Source organism: Planomonospora sp. ID67723 (genome assembly GCF_015711605.1).
Taxonomy (GTDB): Bacteria; Actinomycetota; Actinomycetes; order Streptosporangiales; family Streptosporangiaceae; genus Planomonospora_A.
In genome coordinates, this window is the sequence record NZ_JABTEZ010000004.1 from 600394 (window position 1) to 624792 (window position 24399).

Genomic DNA, 24399 nt, shown 5'->3' on the forward strand with positions numbered 1-24399 from the left:
GGCGTGTCAGAAGGCGGTGGGGCCGAGGTCGCGGACGGTCTGGGCCAGGGAGCGGATGAGGTCGTTCTCGGTCTCGGTACGCCACACCAGGGCGTACGACAGGGCGTCGATGTCAGTGACGGGCAGGTAGGCGATGTCGGGCCGGCCCCAGTAACGCATCACGTGGGCGGGGAAGAGGTTGACGATCTCCCCGGTGCTGGCCAGGGTGAGAATCTCCTCGGAATTGTGCACCAAGGGGCCGCGCTCGATCCGGTGTCCTGAGCGGGTGTGAGACGGGACGAAGCCTTCGGCCCAGTAGTCCGGCCTCGACGGGGCGTCGCTGTGCTGGAAGTCGGCGAGCATGTCCAGCGAGACGGAGGTGCGCCGGGTGAGCTCGTGCTCGGCGGCCACGGCCATCACCCGCGGATCGGTGAACAGGACCGGGCCTACCGTCAGGTCGGGTTCTTCGACCGGCAGCCAGCAGACCAGCATGTCGAGGTCGCCACGGCGCAACCCGGCGAACGGATCGACGAAGGAGGCGTGCTGGATCTGCAGCCGACACTGAGGATGGCGGGCGCGGAAGGTGTCCCAGAAGGGGCGCAGATCGTGGGCGTTGAGGGGGATCATGCCGACGCGCAGGACGTGGGTGATGCCGCGGGCGGCGAGGTGGGCGCGTTCGAGGCTGTCGCGCAGGCCCGCGTACACCGGCCGCAGGTCATCACGCAACTGTTCCCCGATGGGGGTCAGGCGGATCTGGCGGCGGTTGGAGCGATCGAACAACGGGCTCCCGAGCCGGCGTTCCTGCTGGCTGATCGCCTGGCTGACCCGGGCCTGGGAGATGTGCAGGCGGGCGGCCGTCCGACCGAAGTGGAGCTCCTCGGCCAGGGCCAGGAAGATCTCGATGTCCCGAAGCTCCACGTCATTCCGATCTGGTTGATAACTCACAGGTTATAGGGATCATACGGAATCACGTGTTGATACGGTCTGTGTCCTATTCCAGAGTTGGGGACGTCTGAAACCGCGCCAGGCTGACCACTCGAGGGAGGGCCCGTGAGCAGCACGCTCGACCTGTCGGCGATGTACGTCATGCACGACGCGCTGCGCCGGGAAGCGGGGCATCTGGCCAGGGTCACTGCCCGAGTTGGCCGCGATCCCCGCTCTGTGCTGCGCACCGCCACCGGCTGGGAACTGTTCAAGACGGCCCTGCGCGTCCACCACACCGCCGAAGACGAGGCGTTGTGGCCCGGCCTGCGCGAGGGCCTGGCCGACCGGCCGACCGACCTGGTGCCGCTGGAGGCGCTGGAAGCCGAGCACGGCGCCATCAACGAGGTCATCGAGGCGATCGACGCGGCCCTGGCCAACCCCGAGGCCGGGCTGGACCAGCTCAGCGACCTCATCGACTCCCTGGCCACGGGCGTGGTCGGACATCTCAGACACGAGGAGGACCAAGCGGTGCCGCTGGTCCTCCGCCTCACCACCCGCCGGCAGTGGGAGCACTTCCGGCGGATCCACTTCCGGTGGATCCGCTCTGACACCTCCCGGATCCTGCCCTGGCTCCTGGACGGTGCCAGTGACCAGACCGTCGCCACCCTGCTGGCCGCACTCCCCGAACCGGTACGCCACGCCTATCGGCACCGCTGGCGACCCGCCTACACCGCTGTGGACCGCTGGAGCGCCACCGCCTGAGTGGCCGTACGACACCATGCCGATGCGTCAGGAGTCGTAGGCGTGTGGCCGTTCCAGCACACCGACCCCATGGGGTAGTCGATTTGCCCGTTCTCACGATTGGACTGCCGTGACACTGATCCGCTCTGCCGATGCCCGCCGTACCGAAACGCCCGCCGCCGTCATGACCACCCTGGCTTCCCCCTCCCAAGGGGAGGCCACGCTGGCGCTCTGGCGCGTGGAGATGCAGCCTGCTGCTCAGGGCCCCGTCCACCTCATCGACGCCGAGCAGGTCTGGGCGCTCATGGTCGGCGAGGCGACGATCACCTTGGACGGCCGGGACCTGCATCTCGGCCAGGGCGACACTGCCATCCTGGCCGCCGACGCCACCCGCCAGGTGACCGCAGGCCCGCAGGGTTTCACCGCCATCGTCACCGCCCCCGCCGGCGCCCGGGCCGGTGTCCCGGGAAGCACCGACAAGGTCATCCCGCCGTGGATCGCCTGACGCCCCATACCAGACCGGCTACGCCGGTGATGATCGTCGGCCGAGGCCGGAACCTAGAAGACTGGAGTCGTGATATGCGGGTGTTGTTGTCGACCTACGATTCGCGTGGGGGCGTCGAACCCATAGTGGGACTCGCGGTACGGCTGCGGGAACTCGGCGCGGAGGTGCGGGTGTGCGCGCCGCCGGATGAGGAGTTCGGCAAGCGGCTGGCTGGTGTGGGCGTGCAGATGGTGCCAGTCGGCCCGGCGGTGCGCTCGCTGGCGACCGAGGCGCGACCGCCGGGGGCTGCGGGTTTCCAGCAGATCGTGGCCGAGCTGGTCGCCGCGCATTTCGGCACGCTTACCGAGGCGGCCGAGGGATGTGACGTGATGTTGGCGACCGGTGTGCTGGCGGCCGTGGCCTCCGCACGGTCGGTGGCTGACAAGCTCGGCATCCCTTACGTGTATGCCTGCTACCAGGCGGTCACCTTGCCGTCGCCGCACCATCCGCCGGCCCCGCGGCCGTTCCGGCCGCTGCCGCCTGAGGTGACCGATCACCAGGTGCTGTGGGACCTGGACGCGGAGAGCTCGAACGTGCTGTTCGCCGAGGTAGTCAACGCTCACCGAGCGTCGATCGGCCTATCACCGGTGGGCAACGTCCGTGACTACGCCTTCACCGACAGGCCGTGGCTTGCGGCGGATCCCGTCTTGGGCCCGTGGCAGGAGCCGGCGGACCTGGACGTTGTGCAGACCGGCGCATGGTTCCTGCCGGACGAACGCCCGCTCCCGCCCGAGGTGGAGGCGTTCTTGGACGCCGGCACACCACCGGTCTACGTGGGCTTCGGCAGTATGCCCACGACAGGCTCACACGACATGGCCAGGGCGGCCATCGAGGCGATCCGCGCGCAGGGCCACCGCGCGCTCCTGTCCCATGGCTGGGCCGACCTGGCCCTGATCGATGACCAGAACGACTGCTTCACCGTCGGCGAGGCCAACCACCAGGCCCTGTTCCGCCGCGTGACTGCCGTCGTCCACCATGGCGGGGCAGGCACCACCACAACGGCCACCTGGGCGGGCGTGCCGCAGGTGGTGGTTCCCCAGCAGACAGTGGACCAGACCTACTTTGCGAGCCGGGTGGCAGACCTGGGCATCGGCATAGCCCACAACGGTCCGACCCCGACCACACAGTCGCTCTCAGCCGCACTCACAACGGCCCTGACCCCCCAGATCCGTGCGCGAGCGACCGCCGTGGCCGACACGATCCGCACCGACGGTGCGACGGTCGCCGCGAAGCTCCTGTTCGACGCGGTCGGCCACGCACGACCCCTTCACGCTTAACGAAGAGAGCACAACCATGCGAAAGCTCACCTACTACGTCGCCACCACCCTCGACGGCTTCATCGCCGACCCCACCGGCGCCGATCCGTCCGGGCCGGGCGGGATCCTCACCCCCACCCCCGACTACGTCGAGCAGATCATCGCGCACTACCCCGAGACCCTGCCGGTCATGGCGCGCCAGGCACTCGGTATCACCGCGCCCGGCACCCGCTTCGACACCGTCGTCGAAGGCCGCCGCTCCTACCAGCTTGGCCTGGACATGGGTGTCACCAACGCCTACCCGCACCTGCGGCACTACGTCTTCTCCCGCACCCTCGGCCCGAGCCCGGACCCATCGGTGGACATCGTCGCCACCGACCCCGTGGCGAAGATCAGGGAACTCAAGGCCCAGGACGGCCTCGGGATCTGGCTAGTTGGCGGCGGTGAACTGGCCGGGGCGCTCCACCCAGAGATCGACGAGCTGATCCTCAAGGTCAACCCCGTCACCGTCGGCGCGGGCATCCCACTCTTCGGCGACAAAACGCCCTTCAGCCCACACCACCACACCCTGACCGACAGCACCGCCCTGCCCGGCGGCGTCCTCTTCCTCACCTACGCCCGGACGGCCACGCCGTGAACGAGGAACCGATGGACCGCTCCCTGATCAGTAGCATCGCCCATTGCGACCACCCGATCGCCGCCCCGGTGAGCGCCGCCAGCCTGGACACGCTGCTACGGCGGACCAAGCTCCGCCAGGGGGCCCGCATCCTCGACCTCGGCTGCGGCGAGGCGATGTGGACGTTGCGGGCGCTGGAGCTGTTTCCCGGCTCGACCGCTGACGGCGTGGACATCTCCGCCAGTGCCCTGGCCGCCGCGGCCAAGCACGCCGAGGCGCGCGGGCTGGGCGAGCGCATCCGGCTGCACGAGATGGGGGCGGCGGACTTCAGCGCTGCCGAGCCGTACGATCTGGTGCTGTGCGTCGGCTCCACCCACGCCTTCGACGGTCTCACGCCGAGCTTGCAGGCGATCAGGCAGCTGACCCGGTCAGAGGGGCTGGTGCTGGTGGGGGAGGGCTTCTGGGAGACGCCCCCCTCGCCGGAGCTGGAGGCCGAGATCGGCCAATACCCTGACTTGGCCGGACTTGTCGCCCAGGCCGAGGAGCCCGGGTATCGCACCGTCTACGCGCACACCAGCTCGCTGGGCGAGTGGGACGAGTACGAGTGGTCGTGGACCGGCTCGCTGGCCCGCTGGGCGATGGACAACCCAGGGCCCGGCGGCGACACCGCGCTCGCCGCCGCGCTGGAGCACCGTGACATGTGGCTCAAGGGCTACCGCGGCAAGCTCGGCTTCGTCACCTTGCTACTGCGTCACGCGTATTAGCCGGACCCTTCCGAGCAGTGCCTCGAACCTCTTGTCCCGCAAACAGCCCAAACGCTTCCGGGACAAGAGGTTCGAGGCGTCGATGCCGAAGCGGAGCAGTTCGGCGGATAACTCCGGTCCTCACATGAACCGGGCGCACTTGAGGATGATCTTGAAGGGTGGTTGGCGGGAGTTCACACTGGGCGCCGTCGGCACTGCCATGGATAACGGTCCTTATCGGCGACCGCAACTGCGGGCCGCTGTTCATCGGCCACCGCCGCCCCGGCCCCGGCAAGAAGATCGACGTCCGTGACCTATGCCCGGACACCGGACGAGCCCGCCTGTCCTACGGACAAGCCCGCTCCCTATTCGACACGGCCACCTGCATCGGCGGCGAAGCGGGCACCGGATGCGACCTGCGCGAACTCCGCCACTCCGCCCTCACCCACCTGGGCGAGTCGGGGCTATCGCTACTGCTGTTCATGGCCAAGTCCCGGCACAAGAAGGAACAGCACGCCCGCCGCTACTTCAAACCCTCACACGCCACCATGGCCGAGGTCACCGCCGTCCTCGGCCCCGCCGCCTGGCCCTCCGTCTCCCACGCAACCCCGGCCTGACCGTCACACAAGATCGTTCTCAGCGATAACCGCCGTTCCTGGATTCCTCAACCCCGGGTACCTTCAACGCGCTGTCGAGGAACTGGCCGTACATGCAGCGGTGGCCGAGTCTGAGCTGGCTGCCTCCGGACTTGTTCCGGTTCGGTGACGGTCGTCTACGGTGAGGTCCTCGACGAGCTGCCGACCCGGGCCGCCCGGTACGGCACCGTGCATGCGATCGAGCGCGCCGGCGACTACTGAGCAAGAAAGCCGGAGGTTACGTCGGATCAGCGATCGTCAGTCCGGTCTCGGCGATGAACCCGTTGAGCAGGTCGGGCCGGCGCAGCTCGCGTACCTCGCGCTCGAGTTCGGCGAGGCGCTGGGCATCGGCGGTGGAGGTACCGGGCCGCTGCCGGTTGTCGATCTCGGCTTGGCGGACCCAGCCGCGTAGTGCTTCGCGGTGCACACCGAGCTGTTCGGCGACGCGGGCGATCGCGCCCTTCGGCTCACCGGTGCGCTCTCGGATCTCAAAGACCATCCATACCGCGCGCTCGCGGAGCTCGTCGGGGTACTTCCTGGGGGCTGGCATCGCGTGTGATTCTCCCTTCCGCCAGCAAGATCATGCTGGCTTCAGGGCCTCCAGGGAACCCGGCGCGGTTCACGGTGATGCCGGACCTTATTGAAGGTTCCCCGCGACCCGCCGGTGGAGATTCTCGCGCTGGCGGGTTCATTCCGGCGGTGGAGCCGGGCCTCGTCGAAGGGCCCACGTCGGCTCGTAGATCGCCCAGCCCCCAGGCGGTTCATTTCGGCGGTGACGCCGGACCTCGTTGAAGGCTCGAGCGCGACATCCGGCTCGCACGCCAGGTCGCGTTCATTGGGTCACCGACACCCGCGGCCACCGGGTCACGGCCCGGCGCGTCCGTCTGGCCCCCGCCGTCATCCAGCGCACCACCACGAAGATGTAGTGACACGAGCACGAGCACGAGACCTGGCCAGGCCCGGCGGCGCCGTGGCGGCCGTCCCCCTCCTGCCGTGGACGCCCGGCCGCCGCCGTACCTCGACGGGGGTGTCAGTCCTTGAAGTAGACCAGTTGGTGGCTGGACGCCAGCAGGGTGCCGCCGCGGCCCCACAGGTGGGCCGTCTGGTCGAAGTAGCCGCGTGAGAAGCGGCGGGTGCGCGCGGTGCCCAGGACGTGGTCGGCGCCCTGGGCCGCGATCTCCTCCGCGTCGGCGTGGAAGTACATGGTGAGGGAGACGGTGCCGGCCGGCACGTACCGGCCGCGCCGCAGGAACACCCGCGGGTAGAACACGTCGCACAGCGATGCCAGCGCCGGGAAGTCGAGGGGGCGGGCCGGGTCGTCGCGCACCCACAGCGTCGAGGTCGAGTCCGGGTGCTCGCCGGCGTCCTGGTCCGGCACCGCGCCCTCGACGAACCGCATCTCGTAGTTCTGGGCCCAGGCGATGAAGTCCGGGAAGCTCTGCACGGGCACGGCCTCGGGAGGCGGCGCCGACGGCATGTCGATCTCGGTGTCCGACCACGTGTCGCGGTGGACGCCGAACACCGCGGTGGCGGTGGTCGTCACGGCGCCGTCCTGCGTCAGTTCGAGCGTCCAGTGCTGGTTGGTGCGGTTGGTGCGCACGGCCCGCGCGGTGATGTCGAAGTCGCCGTCGGCGACGGGGGCGGCGTAGTTGACGGTGAGGGAGAGCGGATCGCCGAGCCGGTCGGGGTGCTGCTGGACGGCCCGCAGGAGGGTGGCGGCGGTGATGCCGCCGAAGGGGCCGACCATGTTCGCGTACTCCGGCCGGGTCCGGCTCGTGATGCGGCCGTCGGTCGCGGGGGGCAGGGCGATGGCCGCGTCGAACGGATGCGGCGGAGCGTCGATCTCGGTCACGCTGTCTCCTCGGAGCGGAACGGGGGTTCCTTCGCATACGGGTGTATGTATGACAACATACATAGAGCCGGTGACGACGGGAGCAGAGGGTATGGCGAGAGAGCAGGACCCGGCCGGTCCCCGCGCGGCGATGATCCGTAGCGCGATCAGGCTGATCCGCCGACGCGGCATCGCCGCGGTCTCGTTCGCCGACGTCCTGGCCGACAGCGGCGCGCCGCGCGGTTCGATCTATCATCACTTCCCCGGCGGCAAGTCCCAGCTCGTCGAGGAGGCCACCCGCAGCGCCGCCGAGCAGCTGAACACCCGGGTGGCCCGGGTGCTCGGCGCCTCGGACGCGCCGGGCGCGCTGCGCGCGATGGCCGACCTGTGGCGCCGCGGCCTCGAGGCCGGCGACCACACCGTCGGCTGCCCGATCGTCGCGGCGGCCCTGGGCACCGAACGGACCGCCCGGGACATCGCCGGGGAGACGTTCGAGACCTGGTGCGGCCTGATCGCCGACAAGCTCGTCGCGGACGGAGCCGACCCGCGGCGGGCGCGGTCCGTGGCGGTGCTCGTCGTCGGAGCGCTCGAGGGCGCGCTCGTGTTCGCCCAGGCGCAGCGCTCCTCGGCGCCCCTCGACACGGTGGTCGACGAGCTGAGCGCGCTGTGCCGGTCGGTGATCGGCGCCACGCGCCGGGCGTAGCGCCCCGGCGGTGATCGACGCCGCGGCACCGGTCAGCGCAGGATGAGCACGTCCTCCCGGCGGGGACGAGCTCCCCGATCACCGGCGCGCCCGGGATCTCTCCGGCGAGCAGCAGCCGCCGGAGGTCTGGGCGTTGGCCAGCAGCAACCGGGTCTCCTCGTCCGCCCGGCCGAAGTCGGCGTGCGGCGCGACCCAGTCGAGGTTGCGCCGCGTTCCCCCGTCGCGTACGGCCTCGCGGGCCCCGGACAGGTACGGCACCGCCGCCGTGTCGATCACTGCCGACACCCCGGACGCCCTCGCCACCTTGTACAGGTGACCGTCATTCCGGCGGTGGAGCCGGACCTCGTTGAAGGGACTGCAGGTACGAGCGGGGCCTGCTCGTCTCCTACGGGTTCATCCCGGTGATGGCACCGGGCCTCGTCGAAGAGACATCCAGACCGGCGGCTCCTCCACCAGCACCCGAGGTTCATCGGATAGAAGGCCAGGTTGAGTGAGATGAGGCCCCGGTCAGACAGAGCCGACCAAGATCTGATGCGCCAACGAGAGCCTCATTGTTGTCTTATCCCGCCGCGATGCTCGTGCGGACCTCGGCGGCAAGACGGGCACAGCGCTGACGGGTCTCAGCGATCTGCGCCGGATGGCGCGAGGAGGAGGCGCCCGGCATCGTGCACCCCGGCGGGACGCTGATCACCCGGACCGGTGACGACGTGCGGTGGTGGACCTGGGCCGGCTACCGCGCGAACGCCACGCTCGCCGCCACACTGCCATCGATCGCCGACCCGGTCCAGCGGCCGACGGATTTTCCGTACGGCTGCGCGAGGACCTACCCCCCGCCGCCTGGCAGGAGGCCCGCGACAGAGCGGGCGACGGGGAGATCCTGGTGCTGCCGGACGTCGACCGCCGTGCCGTCAGCGGGCTGAAGTTCTCCGCCGTCCTACCGGAACGGCTGGCGGCGGCGACGGACACGGTCGCGGCCCGGCTGGCCGACTTCAATGGCGACCTCGGCGGCGGCGGTGGGGTGCCTGCAGCCGGTGACGGACACTCGAGAGGCGGTGGTGGGTCATCCGGGTGGCTTCGCCTCGGCGTCTCCGCAGTTCAAGGCCTCCGATGGAGTCAGGTCGCAGGGCTGGGGCCTGATCGAGGTGACATCGACGGTGTCTCGGTAGATGCGGGCGTGACCCTCACCACTGACGGGAGTTCCGTACTGAGCACGGATGTGCGCCGTACAGGCTCGGAGTCAAATGGTGGCGACCGGTTCGAAGGAAAACCGGAGCAGCTCTTCGCTCTTCGGACCGCTTTCCCCATCAATCGTCATGAGGCGCCGTCGTCCGACGACGGTGCCCACAGTAAGGAGACCAGCATGGCCAAGCCCGGCCTCAGAGTCCTCGCACTAGCCGTCACCACCACGCTGATCGGTCTGACCACTCTCCCGGGATCGTCATATGCATCAACCGCATCGACGGCTGCGTCGGCGCCGAACCCCCGCAACCTGATGCTCCCGTTCGAACATGTCGAGGACCTCTTCTCGCGTCCCGGCCACGCTATTTTCGGGAGCAGGCTGTGGAGCGCCTTCCCTGTCGGCGACTGTGTCATGGCACCGGCCTTCGATAGAGACCCCGTCACCGTGGGGATCGATTACACCACCAACGAGCTGATCTGGCACGCACGGGCCTGGACCACCCACACCAACAGCGCCGACATCTGGCACAGCACCTTCTCCTTCCTCAACAGCGCCGGCCAAATCCTGGCCACCGTGAAGGCACCGGATGGGCCGCGGATGCCGCGGATCAACACGACGTACGAGTGGGAGCGCGTCGTCTCCTTCCCGAACCGCCCCAACTTCACGGAAGTGGCCTCGATCCGCTGGCATGCCGCGTGCTAGAAGATCACCGAAAGTCTTTTGTTCTCGTCTCACCCGGGGTGAGAGGAGGCCAGGCAGGAACCGGGTGATCTTCACCAGGCATCGACCCTCTGAGCACGGCGAACAGGGCCAAGGCCGGCAGCGAGCCGAGCTGGCAGCGGCGGCTGCGCGGGCGGGTTGCGGCAGCCAGAACCTCAGCCAGTGCGGGCAGGCCAAACAGTGGATCGGCTGTGGAGACGTGTTCCATGTGGCGGACGAGCACGTCGGTCGGGGATGACGGTGCATGAACGCGGTCCCTGTTCTTGATCGTCTGGCGCAGACACCCGACGATCATGAGGGGTCGCGTTTGTCATCTCAGCACCAGGATGCCCTTATCCACCCGTCCGCCCCAGGGGCGTGACCGTCTCACCAACCGAGAACGCTTCGACCCTGGGGCGCGGGTAGCGATCGAATGGAGATGACGATCCGCTTTCCGCGGATCACGAAGATGTTTTCTCGGGAACCTGGAAACTACTGACAAAGCTGCGCTGCTGCCCCCGCCGAGCCGCCGCGATCGTGCAGGCCATCCTCGTCCTGCACGACGTCGAAGCCAACCGCTACGCAGGATGAAAAAGGCTCACTTCTACTGGATCGAGGACGGAAAGGTCCAGCTCAGGTTCCCGCCGCAGGAAGGCTCGGAGGAGATGCCGGACGAACTCGCGGAGACCATGGAGCGGATCGACTTCGTCTACCCGTCGTGCCCCGACCCCTACGAAGGGCCGGCGTTTCTTTTGGCCGAGCGCCTCACCGGGATCACGATGACGCCGCAACTGCTGGAGGAGTCCATCTACCTGTGCGGGGGCTTTCCCAGGCCGAGGTGAGCAGAACCCGCCGCCCGTGGTCCCCGCGGATAGGCCGCGATCGGTGGATCGCTTCGCTGCAAGCTCTTGCGGGCTCCATGGAGGCACGGTTCTCCGTCGACCTGTCGTGTCAGGCTATCAGGATGAAAAAGCCTCACTCATGAGTGATACGACAAGGAAGAATTCCTCTCTGGCCATCGTGACGACGACCTCTGCTCCGCGGTCCTCTACCTGCATGAAGGGTCCCCATTCCGGCACCAGCCTGCTCGGCCGGCGTCTGAGGCAGCGCTACGGGATCGGATCGGTCTCCAGCTCGATCCCTAGACGGCTGGCCAGCTCGGTGAGCGGATAGGGGTTCGAGGTCGTGACGGGGATATTCCGGCGCCGGGCGGCCTGGACGATACTGGCCGCGGTCAGCAGGTGCTCAGCGGCGTATGGGCCGACAACCTGGAGGACCTCGGCCACGCCGGGCGCGCTGCTCGGCGTCAGGTCATCGACGAGGCAGATCTCCATGCCGATGAGCGCGTCCAGGATGGGGACGGCCGAGGCGGGCAGCTGGGCAAGTGCCACGGTGACGGCGGGCGCGGTGGTGACGACGGGCACGATGTAACCCGGGTGCTTGGCCCGGGAGAAGACGATCGCGTTGACGTAGGGGGAGGACTGGCGTGCCCAGTGGATCAAGGCGCTGCTGTCCAGAACGCGACCGATCACGCGGCGTGGGAACGACGCCGAGCGAATTCCTCATCGCGCTGCTCGGCAAGACGAAGCATCTCCTCGGAGGGTTCGCCGCCCATAATCTCCAGGAGCTGGGCGAGAACCTTCGCGCGCTGCGCATCGGAGTAGGGCGTGCGCTCCTGCTCCGGCTCGGTGATCTCGTACTCGGCGTCCATGGGGTTCAGGGTACCCGCCGGACGCAATCAGTCACCAGGGTTCACAGCCCGGGTCGGCGTGACAGGCTTGGAGCCGCCAGTTGGGTGAATGCCTCTACGGCTCTCCCGGCGGACCGTACGGCTGGACGCCTGATAGGTCGCCGGGTTGGGCGCGGGCGGCGGGTGAGCTTCGCCGGTCGGATCGACGGTTCGCGTGTCCTCGCCGGTCTCCTTGGTCTGCGGGTGGTCGACGGTGATGACGAGCGCGGCCAGATCGACCAGTGTGGTGGCGCCCAGCAGCACTACCACCGCGATGGACAGGCCGCCGCCCGGCCGGACCGGCCGGGCGGGAACGGCACCCGGGGCAGATGGGGTGAAAGGGGAGGTCAGGGAGGGGTGCGTGGTGTCTTTCATCGGGTGGGAGCGGGGGGCGTTCAGCGGGCCGCGGCGTAGACGATCATGTTGTCGGTGTAGCTGCGGGTGCGGGTGTCGAAGTCGCCGTCGCAGGTGATCAACCGCAGGCCCGGGTAGTCGAGCGGGCCGTACACCCGGCGGGTCGGGAAGTTCTTCTTGGCGACCTTGGAGATGGACGTCACGGTGAAGGTGGCCGTGCTGCCGTCTTTGCGGGTGACGGTGATGGCGTCGCCCTTGGCGAGCTCGCCCAGCCGGGCGAAGACCGCGGGTCCGGTGGTGGTGTCGACGTGGCCGAGGATGACGGCGGGCCCGAGTTCGCCCGGGGTGGGGCCGTGCTTGTACCAGCCGGCCTGCTGGGGCCGGTTCAGCGGCGGTACCTGCACCACACCGTCGCCGTCGACGCCGACCGTGGTGATCGGGGCCGACAGTTTGATTGCCGGGATGCTCAACCGGACCGGCGCCGAGCGCGGCAGGCCGGCCGGGGCATCTGCGGTCGTGGCCGCTGCGGCGCTGGGGGCGTTGGCGCTGGAGGCGTTTTCCTGCGGGGGCGCGGCGGTGGGCGGCTGTGCCACCAGCGAGGTGTCGGGCGCGCCGGAGAGCAGGGGCGGGGCGGTGCTGTCGCTGAGCACGCGCAGCGCCATGGCCGCCGGGGTGGCGATCACCGCGCTGATGCCGGCGATCAGCAGCGTCCAGGTCAGTGGGCGCGTGCGGCGGGCGGGGGAGGGGTCAGTAGCCATGGATGCGCTTGCGGCGGAGCTCCCAGCCGAGCCCGGCGGCAAACAGCACACCGACGCCCAGGCCGGCATACGGCCACGGGTTGGCGCCGGCCAAGCCGCCGCCGCCGGTCGGTGCGCCGCCCTTGGGGGTGATCGCGGTCTGCGGACGCGCGGCCTTACTCTTCTTGTCCGGTGTCGGGGTGGCGGTCACGGTCACGGTGACGGTCACGGTCGGCGCCGGGGCCGCGGCCGGGGCGCCGCCGGTGACGCCGTTGGCGCTGACGCTCACGCTCGCCAACGGCGCGGCGGCGGGATCGGCGCTGCAGCGGGTCTCTTGGGCGATGCCGCCTCGGGTGAGCAGCACGCTGACGTCGCCGGCCATGAGGGTCAGGGTTCCGGCCTGGGTGGGGGTGTAGCTGGCCTGCATGGCCGGCAGCGCCAGCGGCTGGCCGGTGCCGATGGCGGCCGGGTTGCCGGCCGAGCTGGTGATGATCTCGGCCGGGGCGCCGCCGATCACCTTCAGGACGCCTTTGTGCAGGGCGGTGTTGGCGGCGATGGCCTCGGGGGCGCGCAGGCCGGTGGTCAGGTTCCACTGCACCGCCAAAGGCTGGCCGACGGCGGCGGTGGCCGGGATGGTGGCCATCACCTGCATAGGGGTGGCGGTCCCGGTGCCGAGCGGGGCGGCGCAGGTGTAGGCGATGGTGGCCTGCCGGGCCGAGGCCGTCGCCGCGCTCATCGGGACACCAGCGCTCATCGGAGCACCGGCAGTCGTCATCGGGGTGCCGGAGGTGGGGCTCGGCGTGGGCGTGGGCATCGGGATGGCGTGGGCGGGAAGCGCGGCGATCGCCGCGGCGGCCAAGGGCACGGCGGTGACCGACAGCAGGCGGGCAAGAGTGTTCACGAGGCAGGGGTCTTCTTTCCGGCAGGGCGAGGCTGGCGAGGGTGGTGGGGTCAGGCGAAGGCGGGGTGGGCGTCGTCGGCAGGCGCAGCGGCCGGCGGGGCGGGGCGGCGGCGGGTGCGGCCGTCGACGAAGACCAATCCGGTGATCACGGCCAGGATCAGCAGCAGCGCCGGGCCGGCCAATGCCAGGCTGACGGTCTGCTGCTGGTCGGATTCAGCAAGCGGGGCGTGCTCAGCGACCGGCACGATGGCGACCGGCTCGGCGGTGGCCGGCTCATGGGCGGGAACGGGAGCAGAAGCTGCCGCGGCCGCAGCCGGTTCGGCTCCGGCGGCAGGAAGGACGAGCGGCGGTTCGGGTGACGCCGGCGGAGCGGCAAGCGGCGGGGTGGCCGCAGGCGCAGACACCTGCTGGGGCAGCGCGCCGGCCGGCGGCACCGGGGGCGGTGAGTGCACCACCACTGCGGGTGCCGCGGTGATGGTGATCGTCGGGGTCGGCGTCACGGTGATGGTGACCGCCGGCGCCGGGGCCGCCGTCATGGTCACCGTCGGCGTCGCGACCACCGCCGCCACCGTCGGGGCCGGGGTGGGCATGCGGGTGGCGGTCGGTGCTGGTTTGGGCTTGAACGTGGCGTTCTTGATGACCTCATCGCGGGCGATGTCACGAGAATCGGCGACCGTGCCGGAGTTCAGCGGCAGCCGGGCTGCGGCCTCAGCAGCAGGCGCTGCCACAGCGCTGAGCAGCACGGCGGCAAGAAGGCCGGTGACCGGGCGGGTGCGGGGGAGGAGTCTCATGAAAAGCGCAATCGATAGGGGTCGGGGTGTCCCCGCTGACGGTGCGGCAGGGGGCAGGCGGCCTCGCCGCATCACCGGCATCCGGCACGCAACACATGCACCGGGACACGAGGAGGCGACCGGGCGGGCCGCCGGGGTGACGAACCTCAGCGCGGCCGGGGCCGCCAGGCAGCCGTGACTGAGGCAGGGCGGCGACAGCCGAAGCGGTCAGGGCCGGGCGGCGATGCCGGCCGCATCCACCGGCGAGGGTGGAAGGGCAGGGATAGCCGGCCTGTTCGCTGGCATACGCCCAAAAGATCTCATCGCGGAGTCCAAAAGCCAAAGGAGAAGCAAAACGGAAATACTTTACCGGGGCGCATTTTGTGTCCCATAAGCGTGGAAGCCGATATGGGAAATCTTTAAACATCTATGGGATTGTCATGGCCATGCGGCAAAGATCCCGGTCGGCAGCGTGGCGCCGGTGACAGGGCCGGAGCAGGGCGCGCTTTTGGAGGCGCCGGGACCGCATCGCCGGAACCACGCGAAGCCGCCTACGGCGCCTTCTCGTATCGGTTTCCTATCTCCGGCGGCCTCCCCGCTTTCTATGGGCGTGTCCCGGACCTTGCCCCATCGCAACGCTCCACCTGAACGCCCCGCCCGCGGGAGCCGCCACCCCGCGGCTGACGCCGCAGCCGCACTCCATCACCGGTCGGCTGGAGTGGCCCGGCCTTCGCCGGAGCGGTCGGCCCCGCAGGAGCATCTTTTATGCCGCCGTCAGCTCACCGGGTTTGCTCAGGCGGTGCACCACACTCCCCGCCCCGGCGCGCTCCGGGTGCCGGCCTTCTGCGGCGGGTCACCCCCCTTGGGGCGCAGCGGCACCGGGGTGAACCCCATACAAGAGCGACCGGCGAGTCTTCTGGCCTGCCGTCGTCCGGCGCGGTGCACGGTTGGCTTGGGGAGGCCGCACGACATCGGCTTTCCTCACCCGGCCCTGCCGAGGCGACGGCTGCGCGCGACAGGAACCTGATCACGCCACCGATCTGGCGGCATGGTGACATGCCCCTCCTGCACCCCTGCGATACGTGCAGTGACAGAGCGAATACGTAAGGCAGCGGAGGGTGTAAAGGGAAACGGCAAACCGGGCAAAGCGCGGCAAAGCTTCGTTGATCTTCATCTGGCGAATGACCAGGGCCTCGCTGTGACGCTCCTCACTCCAGGCGAGGAGAAAGATCCATTCGCCGTCACGGCGAGCAGCCCGCCGCCGAGAATCCGCGGCGTCCTTCATCCAGGTCACTTCCAAGGAGGTGACCTGCGTCACCGGGTCAAGCCGAAGTAGATCACCGCCGGTGGATGTAAACACGGCATAAGGCACCAAAAGGGCGCACGTACGGTTACCTCCGTTTCACCCCTTCTAGCTGCTTGTGAGTGTGTGACGTGGGACAAACTGTGCCCGCCTTCTCTGGCGCTGCTCGTAGAAGTTCTCGCCGGATTCGGACGATCGCGGTCAGTTTGGTGGCAACCGTTGTCGCCACGTCCGGCTCGTTTGCGGAGACTTCTGCCGCGTTCGGCTTTTCCCGCACGGCCGCAGTCGCAGTCGCCGCTCCGGCCACAGCCGAGCCGGTCGCCGAGCGCCTGGGCCGCACAGCCGCCGCTTTCCCCGCGCGCCCTCAGAGCAGCCAAAGGGTGATCACTAGCAAGACCACCACGGCCTCTACGGATCCCAGTTCCCGCCGGGACAAGGCCGCCGATGAGGGGCGCACCAGCGGGCGTTACTCGTACCGCACCGGCATCCGCGGCACTGGTGTCGGCTTCTCCACCGCCTTGTCCTTCTCCTTTAGCTCCGCGCCGATGACGATGAGCAATTCGGCGATGCAGGCCAGCGCCGAAACCGAGAGCGGTCCGGTGTTGGAGGCTGGTGCGGTCAACGCGGTGACCGAGACCGGGGCGCTGTCGGCGGCCAACGGCGTGACCGTGCTCGGTGAGGATGCCTTCGTCGCTGACGGCTACCGCATCGTGCGGATCAACAAGAGCACCGGAGTCGTTACCTTGCTGGCCGGTTCGGCCACGCAGAGCGGCTGTACCGATGCTGCCAGCGGTTCAGCGGCCCGCTTCACTTCTAAGCCCCTTGATTGGGGCAGCCCTCTTCCCCCCAAGGTAGTGGGTACTGACGGCACGCTGATCTACGTCACCGACGGGTGCGGGCTGCGCAGCATCCATGCGTCCACCGGTGCCACCTCCACCCTGACCAGCACCTACTACAACCAGGTCGCGGTGATCGGCAACACCCTGTATGGCTACATCGACGCACGATGGCCCTCCATCGACCGATACGACCTGGTCACCGGTACCGTCCACACCCTGACCAGTCAGGTCACCTATGGCGGTGTGATGGCCGGCGACGAAAACTACCTGTGGCTCGTCTCAAACAGCACCCTTTACCGCATCGACCGCATCACCGGCAACGTCACCACGGTCACCAACAGTCTGAATGCCAGCCCTACCGCATTGCTGTCAGTCGGTGGCTACCTGTACCTTACCGCGCGGCCGTATAACGCCCCGTATGACGGTGCTCTTGCTTTGATGCGGGTCAGCAAGACCGACGGAGCCCGGCGATTGATCGCCGGTGGCGGCGCGGGCAGCGGTGACCTCTTCTATTTTCCTACCGGCATCGCCACCGATGGCACCAAGCTCTATCTGGCCGACTCCGGCTCACGCGGTACCTGGCTGAAAAGCGTGAGCGCCACCAGCGCCCGCTCGTTTTCCCCTGCGGCCGCCGCGCCGGTGTTGGAGGCTGGTGCGGTCAACGCGGTGACCGAGACCGGGGCGCTGTCGGCGGCCAACGGCGTGACCGTGCTCGGTGAGGATGCCTTCGTCGCTGACGGCTACCGCATCGTGCGAATCAACAAGAGCACCGGAGTCGTTACCTTGCTGGCCGGTTCGGCCACGCAGAGCGGCTGTACCGATGCTGCCAGCGGTTCAGCGGCCCGCTTCACTTCTAAGCCCCTTGATTGGGGCAGCCCTCTTCCCCCCAAGGTAGTGGGTACTGACGGCACGCTGATCTACGTCACCGACGGGTGCGGGCTGCGCAGCATCCATGCGTCCACCGGTGTCACCTCCACCCTGACCAGCACCTACTATAACCAGGTCGCGGTGATCGGCAACACCCTGTATGGCTACATCGACGCACGATGGCCCTCCATCGACCGATACGACCTGGTCACCGGTACCTTCCGCACACTGACCTACAGTGCCCCCTCCGGCCGAGTGATGGCCGGCGACGAAAACTACCTGTGGCTCGTCTCAAACAGCACCCTTTACCGCATCGACCGCGCCACTGGCGGCTCTACTACGATCACTACCAGCCTGCCCTCCCTCCCCTTTACGGGCGCGCTATTGGCCGGTGATTACCTCTACGGAGCCGCTCAGTACTGGGAGAGTGGGATCTCCTACTACCAGGTATATCGGATCAGCAAGACCGGTGCCGTCACGCTGGTACACACCGGCCGGTTGCTCGGTTTGATCAACGGTCTGGCCACTGACGGCAGCCGCCTCTACCTGACCGACTCCACCAAACGGCTGCTGTCGATCCGCAAGACGAAGCTGCCGACCTATGAGGGCGGGCCGAGCCTGCCGGGAGAGACCACCGGCGGCAACAACCCGACCATCGGCGCCCCCGATTCACCCGAGGCGGCGGCGTGTAACGCCTGCCACGGCGACCCGATCCAGACCGACACCGGCGCGCTGCTGGAACCGGTCACCGACCTGCGCGTCTCCGACCAGGCGCGCGCGCTGGAGATGTCGCGCACCTACAGCTCCGCGGCCGCCAGCACGCGCTCGGTGCTGGGCTACGGCTGGGCCTGGCCGTACGGCATGACCGTCACCGAGCCTGTCACCGGCCAGGTGCTGGTGCGGCAGGAAAACGGCAGCGTCGTCGCTTTTGCCCGCCAGGCCGACGGCAGCTTCAAAGCCGCCCCCCGGGTGCAGGCCTCCCTGGTCAAAAACAGCGACGGCACCTGGACCTTCACCCGCCAGCGCTGGCAGGTCATGGTCTTCAACACCGCCGGAAAGATCATCAAGCAGACCGATCGCAGCGGCCAGGCCCTCACCTACGCCTACAACACTGCCGGGCAGTTGAGCGCGGTCACCGGCGCCTCCGGGCGGGCGTTGCGCTTCACCTACGACAACGCCGGCTACCTGGCCACCGCCGCCGCTCCCTCCGGCGCCAAGGTGGTCTATGAGCACAACGCGGCCGGTGACCTGACCGCGGTCACCGACCCGACCGGCGCCACCACCCGCTACGCCTACAACGACCAGCATCTGCTGACCACAATGACCAGCGCCCGCGGCGCCGTGACCGCCAACACCTACGACGCCGCCGGCCGGGTGATCAAGCAGGTCGACCCGGAGGGCCGCATCTGGCGCTTCGCCTACGTCGACGGTGATGCGCTCGGTACCTCCACCGTCACCATTACCGCACCCGATGGGGTCAAGACCGTCGAGTCCTATGTCGACGGCCAGCTGCGCGCCCAGACCAAGGCCGCCGGCACCAGCGAGGCGGCCACTACCAGCTACACCTACGACCCGCTCACCTCCCAGATCAGCTCGATCACCAATGCGCTGGGGCACACCACCCGTTTCACCTACCTGCCGAGTGGTGAGCGCGCCACGATGACCGACCCGGTCGGCGCCACCAGCACCTGGCGCTACAACGAGGTCGGAGATCTGGTCGAGTTCGTCGATGCGGCCGGTAACGCCACCCGCTACGGCTACGACGCGCGCGGCAACCGCACGCACGTCACCAGCCCCGAGGGGCGCAGCCAGACCTTCACCTACAACGCCAACGGCACCCTGGCCAGCGCCACCACCGCGGCCGGCTACCGCACCACCTTCACCTACAACACCGACGGTGACCTGATCTCGGTCACCGGGCCCGGCGGGCAGACCACCACGAGTGCCCATGACGCCGACGGCCGCGTCACCGCGACCACCGACACCAACCGCCAGACCACCACCTACACCCTGGACGGGCTGGGCCGCATCACCGCCACCACCGACCCCGAGGACAACACCACCGCCTTCGTCTACAACGCCGACGGCCACCGCACCAAGCTCACCGACGCCGCAGCGCACACCACCACGACCACCTTCAACCTGGCCGGGGAACTGGTGTCCGTCACCGATGCGGCCGGCAACCGCACCACCTCCACCTACACCGACGCCGCTCTGCCGGCCACCATCACCGACGCAGCCGGCAATGTCACCACCTACACCTACGACAAGCGCGGCAACCGCACCGGCGTCACCGACGCCCTGCAGCGCACCACCACCTACACCTACGACGCGGCCAACCGGCTGACCGCCATCACCCTGCCCTCGGGCGCCCGCACCAGCACCGCCTACGACGCGGCCGGACGCCCCACCTCAAGCACCGACGCGCGCGGCAAGACCACCACCTACACCTACGACGCGGCCGGACGGCTGGCCGCCAGCACCGACCCCAACAAGCGCACCACCACCCGCGCCTACGACCGCGACGGCCTGCTGACCGCCGTCACCGGACCGGACGGCAAGACCACCCGTTCCGACTACAACGCCGACGGCCAGCTGCTGGCCGTCACCGACGCCGACGGCGCCACCACCCGCTACAGCTACGATCCGGTCAGCGGCAAGAAGACCAGCCGCACCCTGCCCGGCGGCGCCATCACCCGCTACAGCTACGACGCCGCCGGACGCGACCAGATCACCACCCAGTCCGACGGCAGCACCATCACCCGCACCTACACCCCCCGCGGGCAGCTGAAGCACATCGACTACAGCGACCCGGCCACCGCCGATGTCACCTTCACCTACGACGCGCTCGGCCGCATGACGACCATGACCGACGGCACCGGCACCACCCGCCACACCTACGACGCACTCGGCCGGCGCATCACCTCGGTCAACGGCGCCGGCGCCGAAGTCGGCTACCACTACAACGCCCTGGGCCAGCTGGAGGCGCTGACCTACCCCGGCGGCAAAACCGTCATCTACACCTACGACGCCGCCGGGCAGATGAGCGCCGCCACCGACTGGCAGCAGCGCACCACCCGTTTTGCCTGGACCGCCGACGGCCAGCAGCGCACCCGCACCACCCCCAACGACGTGGCCACCACCACCGACTACAACCAGGTCGGCCAACCGGTCGACATCACCATCACCCACGACCAAGCCGTACTGGGCCGCTACACCTACCGCTACGACGACGCCGCACAATTGAGCGGCGACGCCACCGGCGGGGACGCGCGCAGCTACACCTACAGCCCCACCGGCCAGCTGGAATCCGTCGCCACCACCACCGGCACCAGCAGCTTCGCCGACGGCTCCTATGCCACCACCTCCGCCGGCCTGCTCACCGGCCTGCCGAACGGCGCCACGCTCAGCTACAACGACGCCCGCCAGCTGGCCCGCCTCACCGAGGCGGCCGGGGCGGTCACCGACTACACCTACGACCAGCGCGGCAACCGCGCCCGCGCCACCACCACCTCCAGCAGCGACCCGGCCGTCAGCAGCAGCGTCAGCTACCGCTACACCAGCGCCAACCACCTGGCCGGCGCCACCACCGCCGAGGGCACCAGCGTCGACTACACCGCCGATGCCACCGGCCTGCGCCAAAGCCGCACCACCGCCACCGGCACCGAGACGTTCCTGTGGGCCACCACCGGCGCCATGCCGCTGCTGCTCGATGACGGCACCCACACCTACCTGTACGGCCCCGACCTGGCCCCCTACGCCCAAATCAACCGCGACGGCGGCATCGAGTACCTGCACGCCGACAACCTCGGCTCCACCCGCCTGATCACCACCACCGACGGCGCCGCCGCCGCCACCATCACCTACGACCCCTACGGCAAGCGCACCGCCCACACCGGCACCGCCGACAGCCGCATCGGCTACACCGGCAACTGGACCGACCCGGCCACCGGCCTGGTCTACCTACGCGCCCGCGACTACGACCCGGCCACCGGCCAGTTCCTCACCATCGACCCCCTCATCGACGCCACCGGCCAACTGTATGCCTACGTCGGCAACAACCCCCTGCAGCTGACCGACCCCACCGGTCTGTGCGAAGACTGCAACTTGTTCGAAAAGCTCGTCCTGATGGGCCCGTCCACACAAGACCTCACCACGGGCTTTACCGGAGATGCCCTGGGCTTCTTCAACGGCGCTATCGACGACGTCACCTTCGGGTTCACCGCCTACGCCCGCAAAAAGATCAACCCCGGCTACGCCTGCACCACCACCGCCAACTCCTGGTATGACAAGGGCGGAGCCGCCAGCACCATCGCCGAGATGATCACCCCCGTCCGCGCAGGCGCCAGAGCCGTCGTATCGGTCGCCAGAAATGCCAGAGAGATCTGGAATAATATTAGGAATTGGAGTAAGAGGCTTGACTTCGCCGACGATACTGGCGCTATTAGGCTCGGCGGCGGAGGAAGTGCTCGAACAGCCCGGAATACAGTACCGGGCGGATTGAAAAATCTCGACCACGACGTCTATATGACAACGGATGACGCTCTGGACACGGCGATAGAATTCCTCGGGTCGGGGTATCGAGACATGGGGGGCGGACGCTTCCTCAGCAAGGACGGTCTGAGACAAGTGCGAATGACAGATGGTGACCTCGCACATCGGCGACAGGATCCTCACATTAATTTCGAAATATACAATCAACCTATCGGCCCTGGGATGCGTGGCGGACCACCGCGAGAAAACTTTCATGTATATCTACCAGAGGAGTCAGGGTGGCATCTGCGATAGAACCTAGCCAGCAAGGATGGCCACGCAAAAAAGCTGTTACGGTGGAAGTCCAAGCCTACGACCCTAGGCGAGGCATCGGGAGTTGGAACGAGGATGATGCCACGCTTCGCGTGGAAGTCTGGCCAACTCCTGAGCAGACAGCCGTAATATCTGGAAACCCGGCTGGCCTGATATCTCTAGCACGACATCTTCTAGCGCTTGCCCAGAGTGAAGTTCCTGACGGAAATCACTTCGATTTCGATACCTATTCTGGGTGGCTAGCAGAAGATTCAATAGCATTGCGAATAGAAGTCGAAAGATAGTAGCATACGTCCGGCATGCGCCAGTCTTTTTAGATGCATGCCGGACGGTATACTTATGGTGATAACACATAAGCGTCGTCATTAGCTCATGCTACTGAGTCAATCATAAGTTTTGTTACTTTCCGGTACTACATTCATAGATCTTGATTCGTTTGGCTCCGCCACGGGACGCGGTTAGTCCATCGTCGGTGCGTGACGTGCGCTCTGACCTGTGATCTCGTCGTGTCCTGGGACGCGGAACTGACCGTGCTGACCACGCGCATCGCCGGGGGCCGGGCGATGCGAGAGCATCCGCCTGGCCCCGGCAAAATCATGGCCGGAAAATTTTCATTCTGGGGATTTTTTGATAACCGATTCGCGCCGCCCACAAGGTCGCTCGAATTCACCTGGATCGATATAGGGTTTTCAGAGCTGCCCGCCACAGGGCGTCATGTGCCGACGCTACGGCTACTCATGGCCGCAGACCTCGCGGAGTCAGTAGAACGAGAAGTGACATACGGAGACCGTCATCCGATACCAGACAGAACAACAATACTGTCTGGTATCTGAGTGAGCTCCCCTATTGCGTGACTTCTCGACCCTCCATCTCCCTTCACGGCGACTACCCAGCCTCCTGCCATACCGATCTGGATTCCTATGGCCACAGTCGGTAGCGCTCAAGCGAGCAGAGCCGATGAACCCATGGGCCCTGTGGAGCCGTGATCATCATTGGCCGCAGCGGCGTGCAGGCATGTCGGCAGAGAATGTGGCGCGGTCAGGAACGACAGGGTGGGGCTTTCGGGCGAGCAGCATGGCGAGCCGCTTGAGCCGGATGCCTCCAGCGTGCCGCCGCAGCAAATCGCCGCGGCGCAGGAGGGGGTGCGTGGTTGGGTGCGCCACACCATTGCGCAGGGTGTGAAGTGGGCGACCCCGCGGGCACTGCTGGCGAGTTTGGCTGCTGGCGCGCTGGCACCGCTGGCACTGGCTGAGCCGGGTCCAGCGGTGGTAGCAGCTTGGTTTGGTGTCGTCGGCTCGGTTGGAACCAACATCTTGTCTGATGCCATGGGTGCTTCGCTGTTTGCTGCACGGGAGCGCACCCGCCTGGGCGCCTCGCATGCCGATGGGTCAATCACTGCTGGGGACGGCAGCGACGGTGCAGGCGCCGATGAGCAGATGGACGAGGCTCTACGGCGGCTGGAGCAGGAGCTGGCAGCTCGCTTGCAGGAGGTCCTGCAGGCCGGTGATGCCCGCGCTGATGCCTTGGCTGAGACCCTCACCGTGGTCTTGGCGCAGGCCCAGACCACCCAGGTGGTGATCAGCGAGGCGATCGCCAGCGGCAATACTTGTTTGCTGGAGCAGATCGTGGCCGGTTTTGCCGAGCTCGGACAGCAAAACGCCGTGCTGGCGCCGATGCTGCGGCCGCGTGTAGATCCGTCAGGACCGCGCGGCGCTTGTCGTCGCGTTCTCCCACGGTCAGCCGGGCCAGGTGCGCCCACCACGAGCCTCTGGCGTGGCGCCAGCCGCGTAGCAGCACCACCTGGCCGGCGTAGGCGACCATTGGCGGCAGCGTCAGCAGGGCTCCCGGGCGGTGGGGGAGCTGGTTGTAGGGCTGGCCGTCGAGTTCGGCCAGATCCGCATACGGCAGGCGCTGGTCGATGACGGCGGGCGCGGCGGTGATCGGCTCGCCTGGCAGGATCCAGCAGATGTGCGCCCACAGCTGGCCCTCACGGGGTTCGCGGCCCCGCGCAGGAACACCGGCCGCCTGCCATACAGCACCAGCGGCGGCACCGGCAGCAACGCGGAGGCGGGCATGTGCCGACTCTACCGTCTTATCGATCACATGTTCTATGTCGGATGCGTCAGAGCGGCCAATCGGCTCGATGGGGGTCACCGCGCTGCCGATGAGGGCGAGACTGCTGATCACGTACCCCTGCAAGGGGCCGGGCGTGGCGATCATCTGGTAGGTGGACAAGATCGCC

At 68.1% G+C, this 24399-nt stretch carries 24 protein-coding genes and 1 pseudogene; 13 read left to right on the forward strand and 12 right to left on the reverse strand.

From position 1 onward, the window contains the following. Positions 1–6: 6 nt before the first annotated feature. Positions 7–897: a LysR family transcriptional regulator gene (locus tag HS041_RS29515; RefSeq protein ID WP_196444093.1), complete on the reverse strand. Its 891-nt coding sequence runs from the start codon at positions 895–897 to the stop codon at positions 7–9. A gap of 132 nt (positions 898–1029) precedes the next feature. On the opposite strand from HS041_RS29515, the gene HS041_RS29520 reads away from it, so the two are divergent. From HS041_RS29520 to HS041_RS29545, 6 genes are all read left to right on the forward strand, one after another. Continuing rightward, positions 1030–1665: a hemerythrin domain-containing protein gene (locus HS041_RS29520; RefSeq protein WP_196444094.1), complete on the forward strand. Its 636-nt coding sequence runs from the start codon at positions 1030–1032 to the stop codon at positions 1663–1665. 109 nt (positions 1666–1774) lie between these two features. Further along, positions 1775–2149 carry a cupin domain-containing protein gene (locus HS041_RS29525; RefSeq protein ID WP_196444095.1) on the forward strand — a complete coding sequence of 125 codons (375 nt, stop codon included), beginning with the start codon at positions 1775–1777 and terminating at the stop codon, positions 2147–2149. A 74-nt stretch (positions 2150–2223) separates the two neighbouring features. Next, entirely contained in the window at positions 2224–3465 is a 1242-nt protein-coding gene (locus tag HS041_RS29530) for a glycosyltransferase (protein WP_196444096.1), read from the forward strand. 16 nt (positions 3466–3481) lie between these two features. Next, positions 3482–4081 (forward strand): dihydrofolate reductase family protein, encoded by a 600-nt coding sequence (locus tag HS041_RS29535; protein ID WP_196444097.1) that lies wholly within the window; start codon positions 3482–3484, stop codon positions 4079–4081. An 11-nt stretch (positions 4082–4092) separates the two neighbouring features. Then, positions 4093–4824 (forward strand): SAM-dependent methyltransferase, encoded by a 732-nt coding sequence (locus HS041_RS29540; RefSeq protein ID WP_196444098.1) that lies wholly within the window; start codon positions 4093–4095, stop codon positions 4822–4824. Positions 4825–4982: 158 nt separating this feature from the next. Further along, entirely contained in the window at positions 4983–5420 is a 438-nt protein-coding gene (locus HS041_RS29545; protein ID WP_196444099.1) for a hypothetical protein, read from the forward strand. Between the two features lie 256 nt (positions 5421–5676). Here the strand turns inward: HS041_RS29545 and HS041_RS29550 are convergent, their stop codons facing one another. Together HS041_RS29550 and HS041_RS29555 are read right to left on the reverse strand one after the other, a co-directional pair. Continuing rightward, positions 5677–5988, reverse strand: a complete 312-nt coding sequence (locus HS041_RS29550; protein ID WP_196444100.1) for a transposase — start codon at positions 5986–5988, stop codon at positions 5677–5679. A gap of 480 nt (positions 5989–6468) precedes the next feature. Next, positions 6469–7290: an acyl-CoA thioesterase gene (locus tag HS041_RS29555; protein WP_196444101.1), complete on the reverse strand. Its 822-nt coding sequence runs from the start codon at positions 7288–7290 to the stop codon at positions 6469–6471. Between the two features lie 91 nt (positions 7291–7381). Here HS041_RS29555 and HS041_RS29560 point away from each other — a divergent pair, with 91 nt between their 5' ends. Next, entirely contained in the window at positions 7382–7972 is a 591-nt protein-coding gene (locus HS041_RS29560; RefSeq protein WP_196444102.1) for a TetR/AcrR family transcriptional regulator, read from the forward strand. Positions 7973–8050: 78 nt separating this feature from the next. Here HS041_RS29560 and HS041_RS29565 read toward each other — a convergent pair whose 3' ends face one another. Further along, complete coding sequence (locus HS041_RS29565; RefSeq protein ID WP_230879850.1) at positions 8051–8248, reverse strand: hypothetical protein; 198 nt, start codon at positions 8246–8248, stop codon at positions 8051–8053. 604 nt (positions 8249–8852) lie between these two features. Between HS041_RS29565 and HS041_RS29570 the strand changes: the two genes are divergently transcribed. The 3 genes and pseudogenes from HS041_RS29570 (at position 8853) to HS041_RS29580 (ending at position 10693) form a co-directional block, all read left to right on the forward strand. Beyond that, positions 8853–9854, forward strand: coding sequence for a DUF6294 family protein (locus tag HS041_RS29570; RefSeq protein WP_196444103.1), 1002 nt, complete (start codon positions 8853–8855; stop codon positions 9852–9854). A 480-nt stretch (positions 9855–10334) separates the two neighbouring features. After that, a pseudogene (locus tag HS041_RS29575) lies at positions 10335–10442 on the forward strand (IS5/IS1182 family transposase); the annotation flags it as partial. Then, entirely contained in the window at positions 10439–10693 is a 255-nt protein-coding gene (locus tag HS041_RS29580) for a DUF6461 domain-containing protein (protein ID WP_230879851.1), read from the forward strand. The pseudogene HS041_RS29575 and the gene HS041_RS29580, both read left to right, overlap by 4 nt. Positions 10694–10960: 267 nt before the next feature. Here the strand turns inward: HS041_RS29580 and HS041_RS29585 are convergent, their stop codons facing one another. From HS041_RS29585 to HS041_RS29615, 7 genes are all read right to left on the reverse strand, one after another. Beyond that, positions 10961–11383, reverse strand: a complete 423-nt coding sequence (locus tag HS041_RS29585; RefSeq protein WP_196444104.1) for a hypothetical protein — start codon at positions 11381–11383, stop codon at positions 10961–10963. Further along, positions 11380–11562, reverse strand: a complete 183-nt coding sequence (locus tag HS041_RS29590; RefSeq protein ID WP_196444105.1) for a hypothetical protein — start codon at positions 11560–11562, stop codon at positions 11380–11382. The genes HS041_RS29585 and HS041_RS29590 overlap by 4 nt, the downstream gene beginning before the upstream one ends. Before the next feature lie 27 nt (positions 11563–11589). After that, positions 11590–11955: a hypothetical protein gene (locus HS041_RS29595; protein WP_196444106.1), complete on the reverse strand. Its 366-nt coding sequence runs from the start codon at positions 11953–11955 to the stop codon at positions 11590–11592. A gap of 20 nt (positions 11956–11975) precedes the next feature. Further along, complete coding sequence (locus HS041_RS29600) at positions 11976–12692, reverse strand: class F sortase (protein WP_230879852.1); 717 nt, start codon at positions 12690–12692, stop codon at positions 11976–11978. Further along, on the reverse strand, positions 12682–13572 hold the full coding sequence (locus tag HS041_RS29605) for a hypothetical protein (protein ID WP_196444107.1): 891 nt from the start codon (positions 13570–13572) through the stop codon (positions 12682–12684). The genes HS041_RS29600 and HS041_RS29605 overlap by 11 nt, the downstream gene beginning before the upstream one ends. Positions 13573–13622: 50 nt before the next feature. Then, positions 13623–14315 carry a hypothetical protein gene (locus HS041_RS29610; RefSeq protein ID WP_196444108.1) on the reverse strand — a complete coding sequence of 231 codons (693 nt, stop codon included), beginning with the start codon at positions 14313–14315 and terminating at the stop codon, positions 13623–13625. Between the two features lie 1054 nt (positions 14316–15369). Beyond that, on the reverse strand, positions 15370–15660 hold the full coding sequence (locus tag HS041_RS29615; protein WP_196444109.1) for a hypothetical protein: 291 nt from the start codon (positions 15658–15660) through the stop codon (positions 15370–15372). Between the two features lie 194 nt (positions 15661–15854). Between HS041_RS29615 and HS041_RS39535 the strand changes: the two genes are divergently transcribed. The 3 genes from HS041_RS39535 (at position 15855) to HS041_RS29625 (ending at position 22990) form a co-directional block, all read left to right on the forward strand. Continuing rightward, entirely contained in the window at positions 15855–22139 is a 6285-nt protein-coding gene (locus HS041_RS39535; RefSeq protein WP_196444110.1) for an RHS repeat-associated core domain-containing protein, read from the forward strand. A gap of 110 nt (positions 22140–22249) precedes the next feature. Further along, complete coding sequence (locus HS041_RS40620; RefSeq protein ID WP_501224838.1) at positions 22250–22441, forward strand: Imm32 family immunity protein; 192 nt, start codon at positions 22250–22252, stop codon at positions 22439–22441. A gap of 222 nt (positions 22442–22663) precedes the next feature. After that, the gene (locus HS041_RS29625) at positions 22664–22990 is read left to right on the forward strand and encodes a hypothetical protein (RefSeq protein WP_196444111.1); all 327 of its coding nucleotides are present in this window, start codon (positions 22664–22666) and stop codon (positions 22988–22990) included. Between the two features lie 745 nt (positions 22991–23735). Here HS041_RS29625 and HS041_RS29630 read toward each other — a convergent pair. Beyond that, the gene (locus tag HS041_RS29630) at positions 23736–24392 is read right to left on the reverse strand and encodes a hypothetical protein (protein ID WP_196444112.1); all 657 of its coding nucleotides are present in this window, start codon (positions 24390–24392) and stop codon (positions 23736–23738) included. Positions 24393–24399 lie beyond the last annotated feature (7 nt).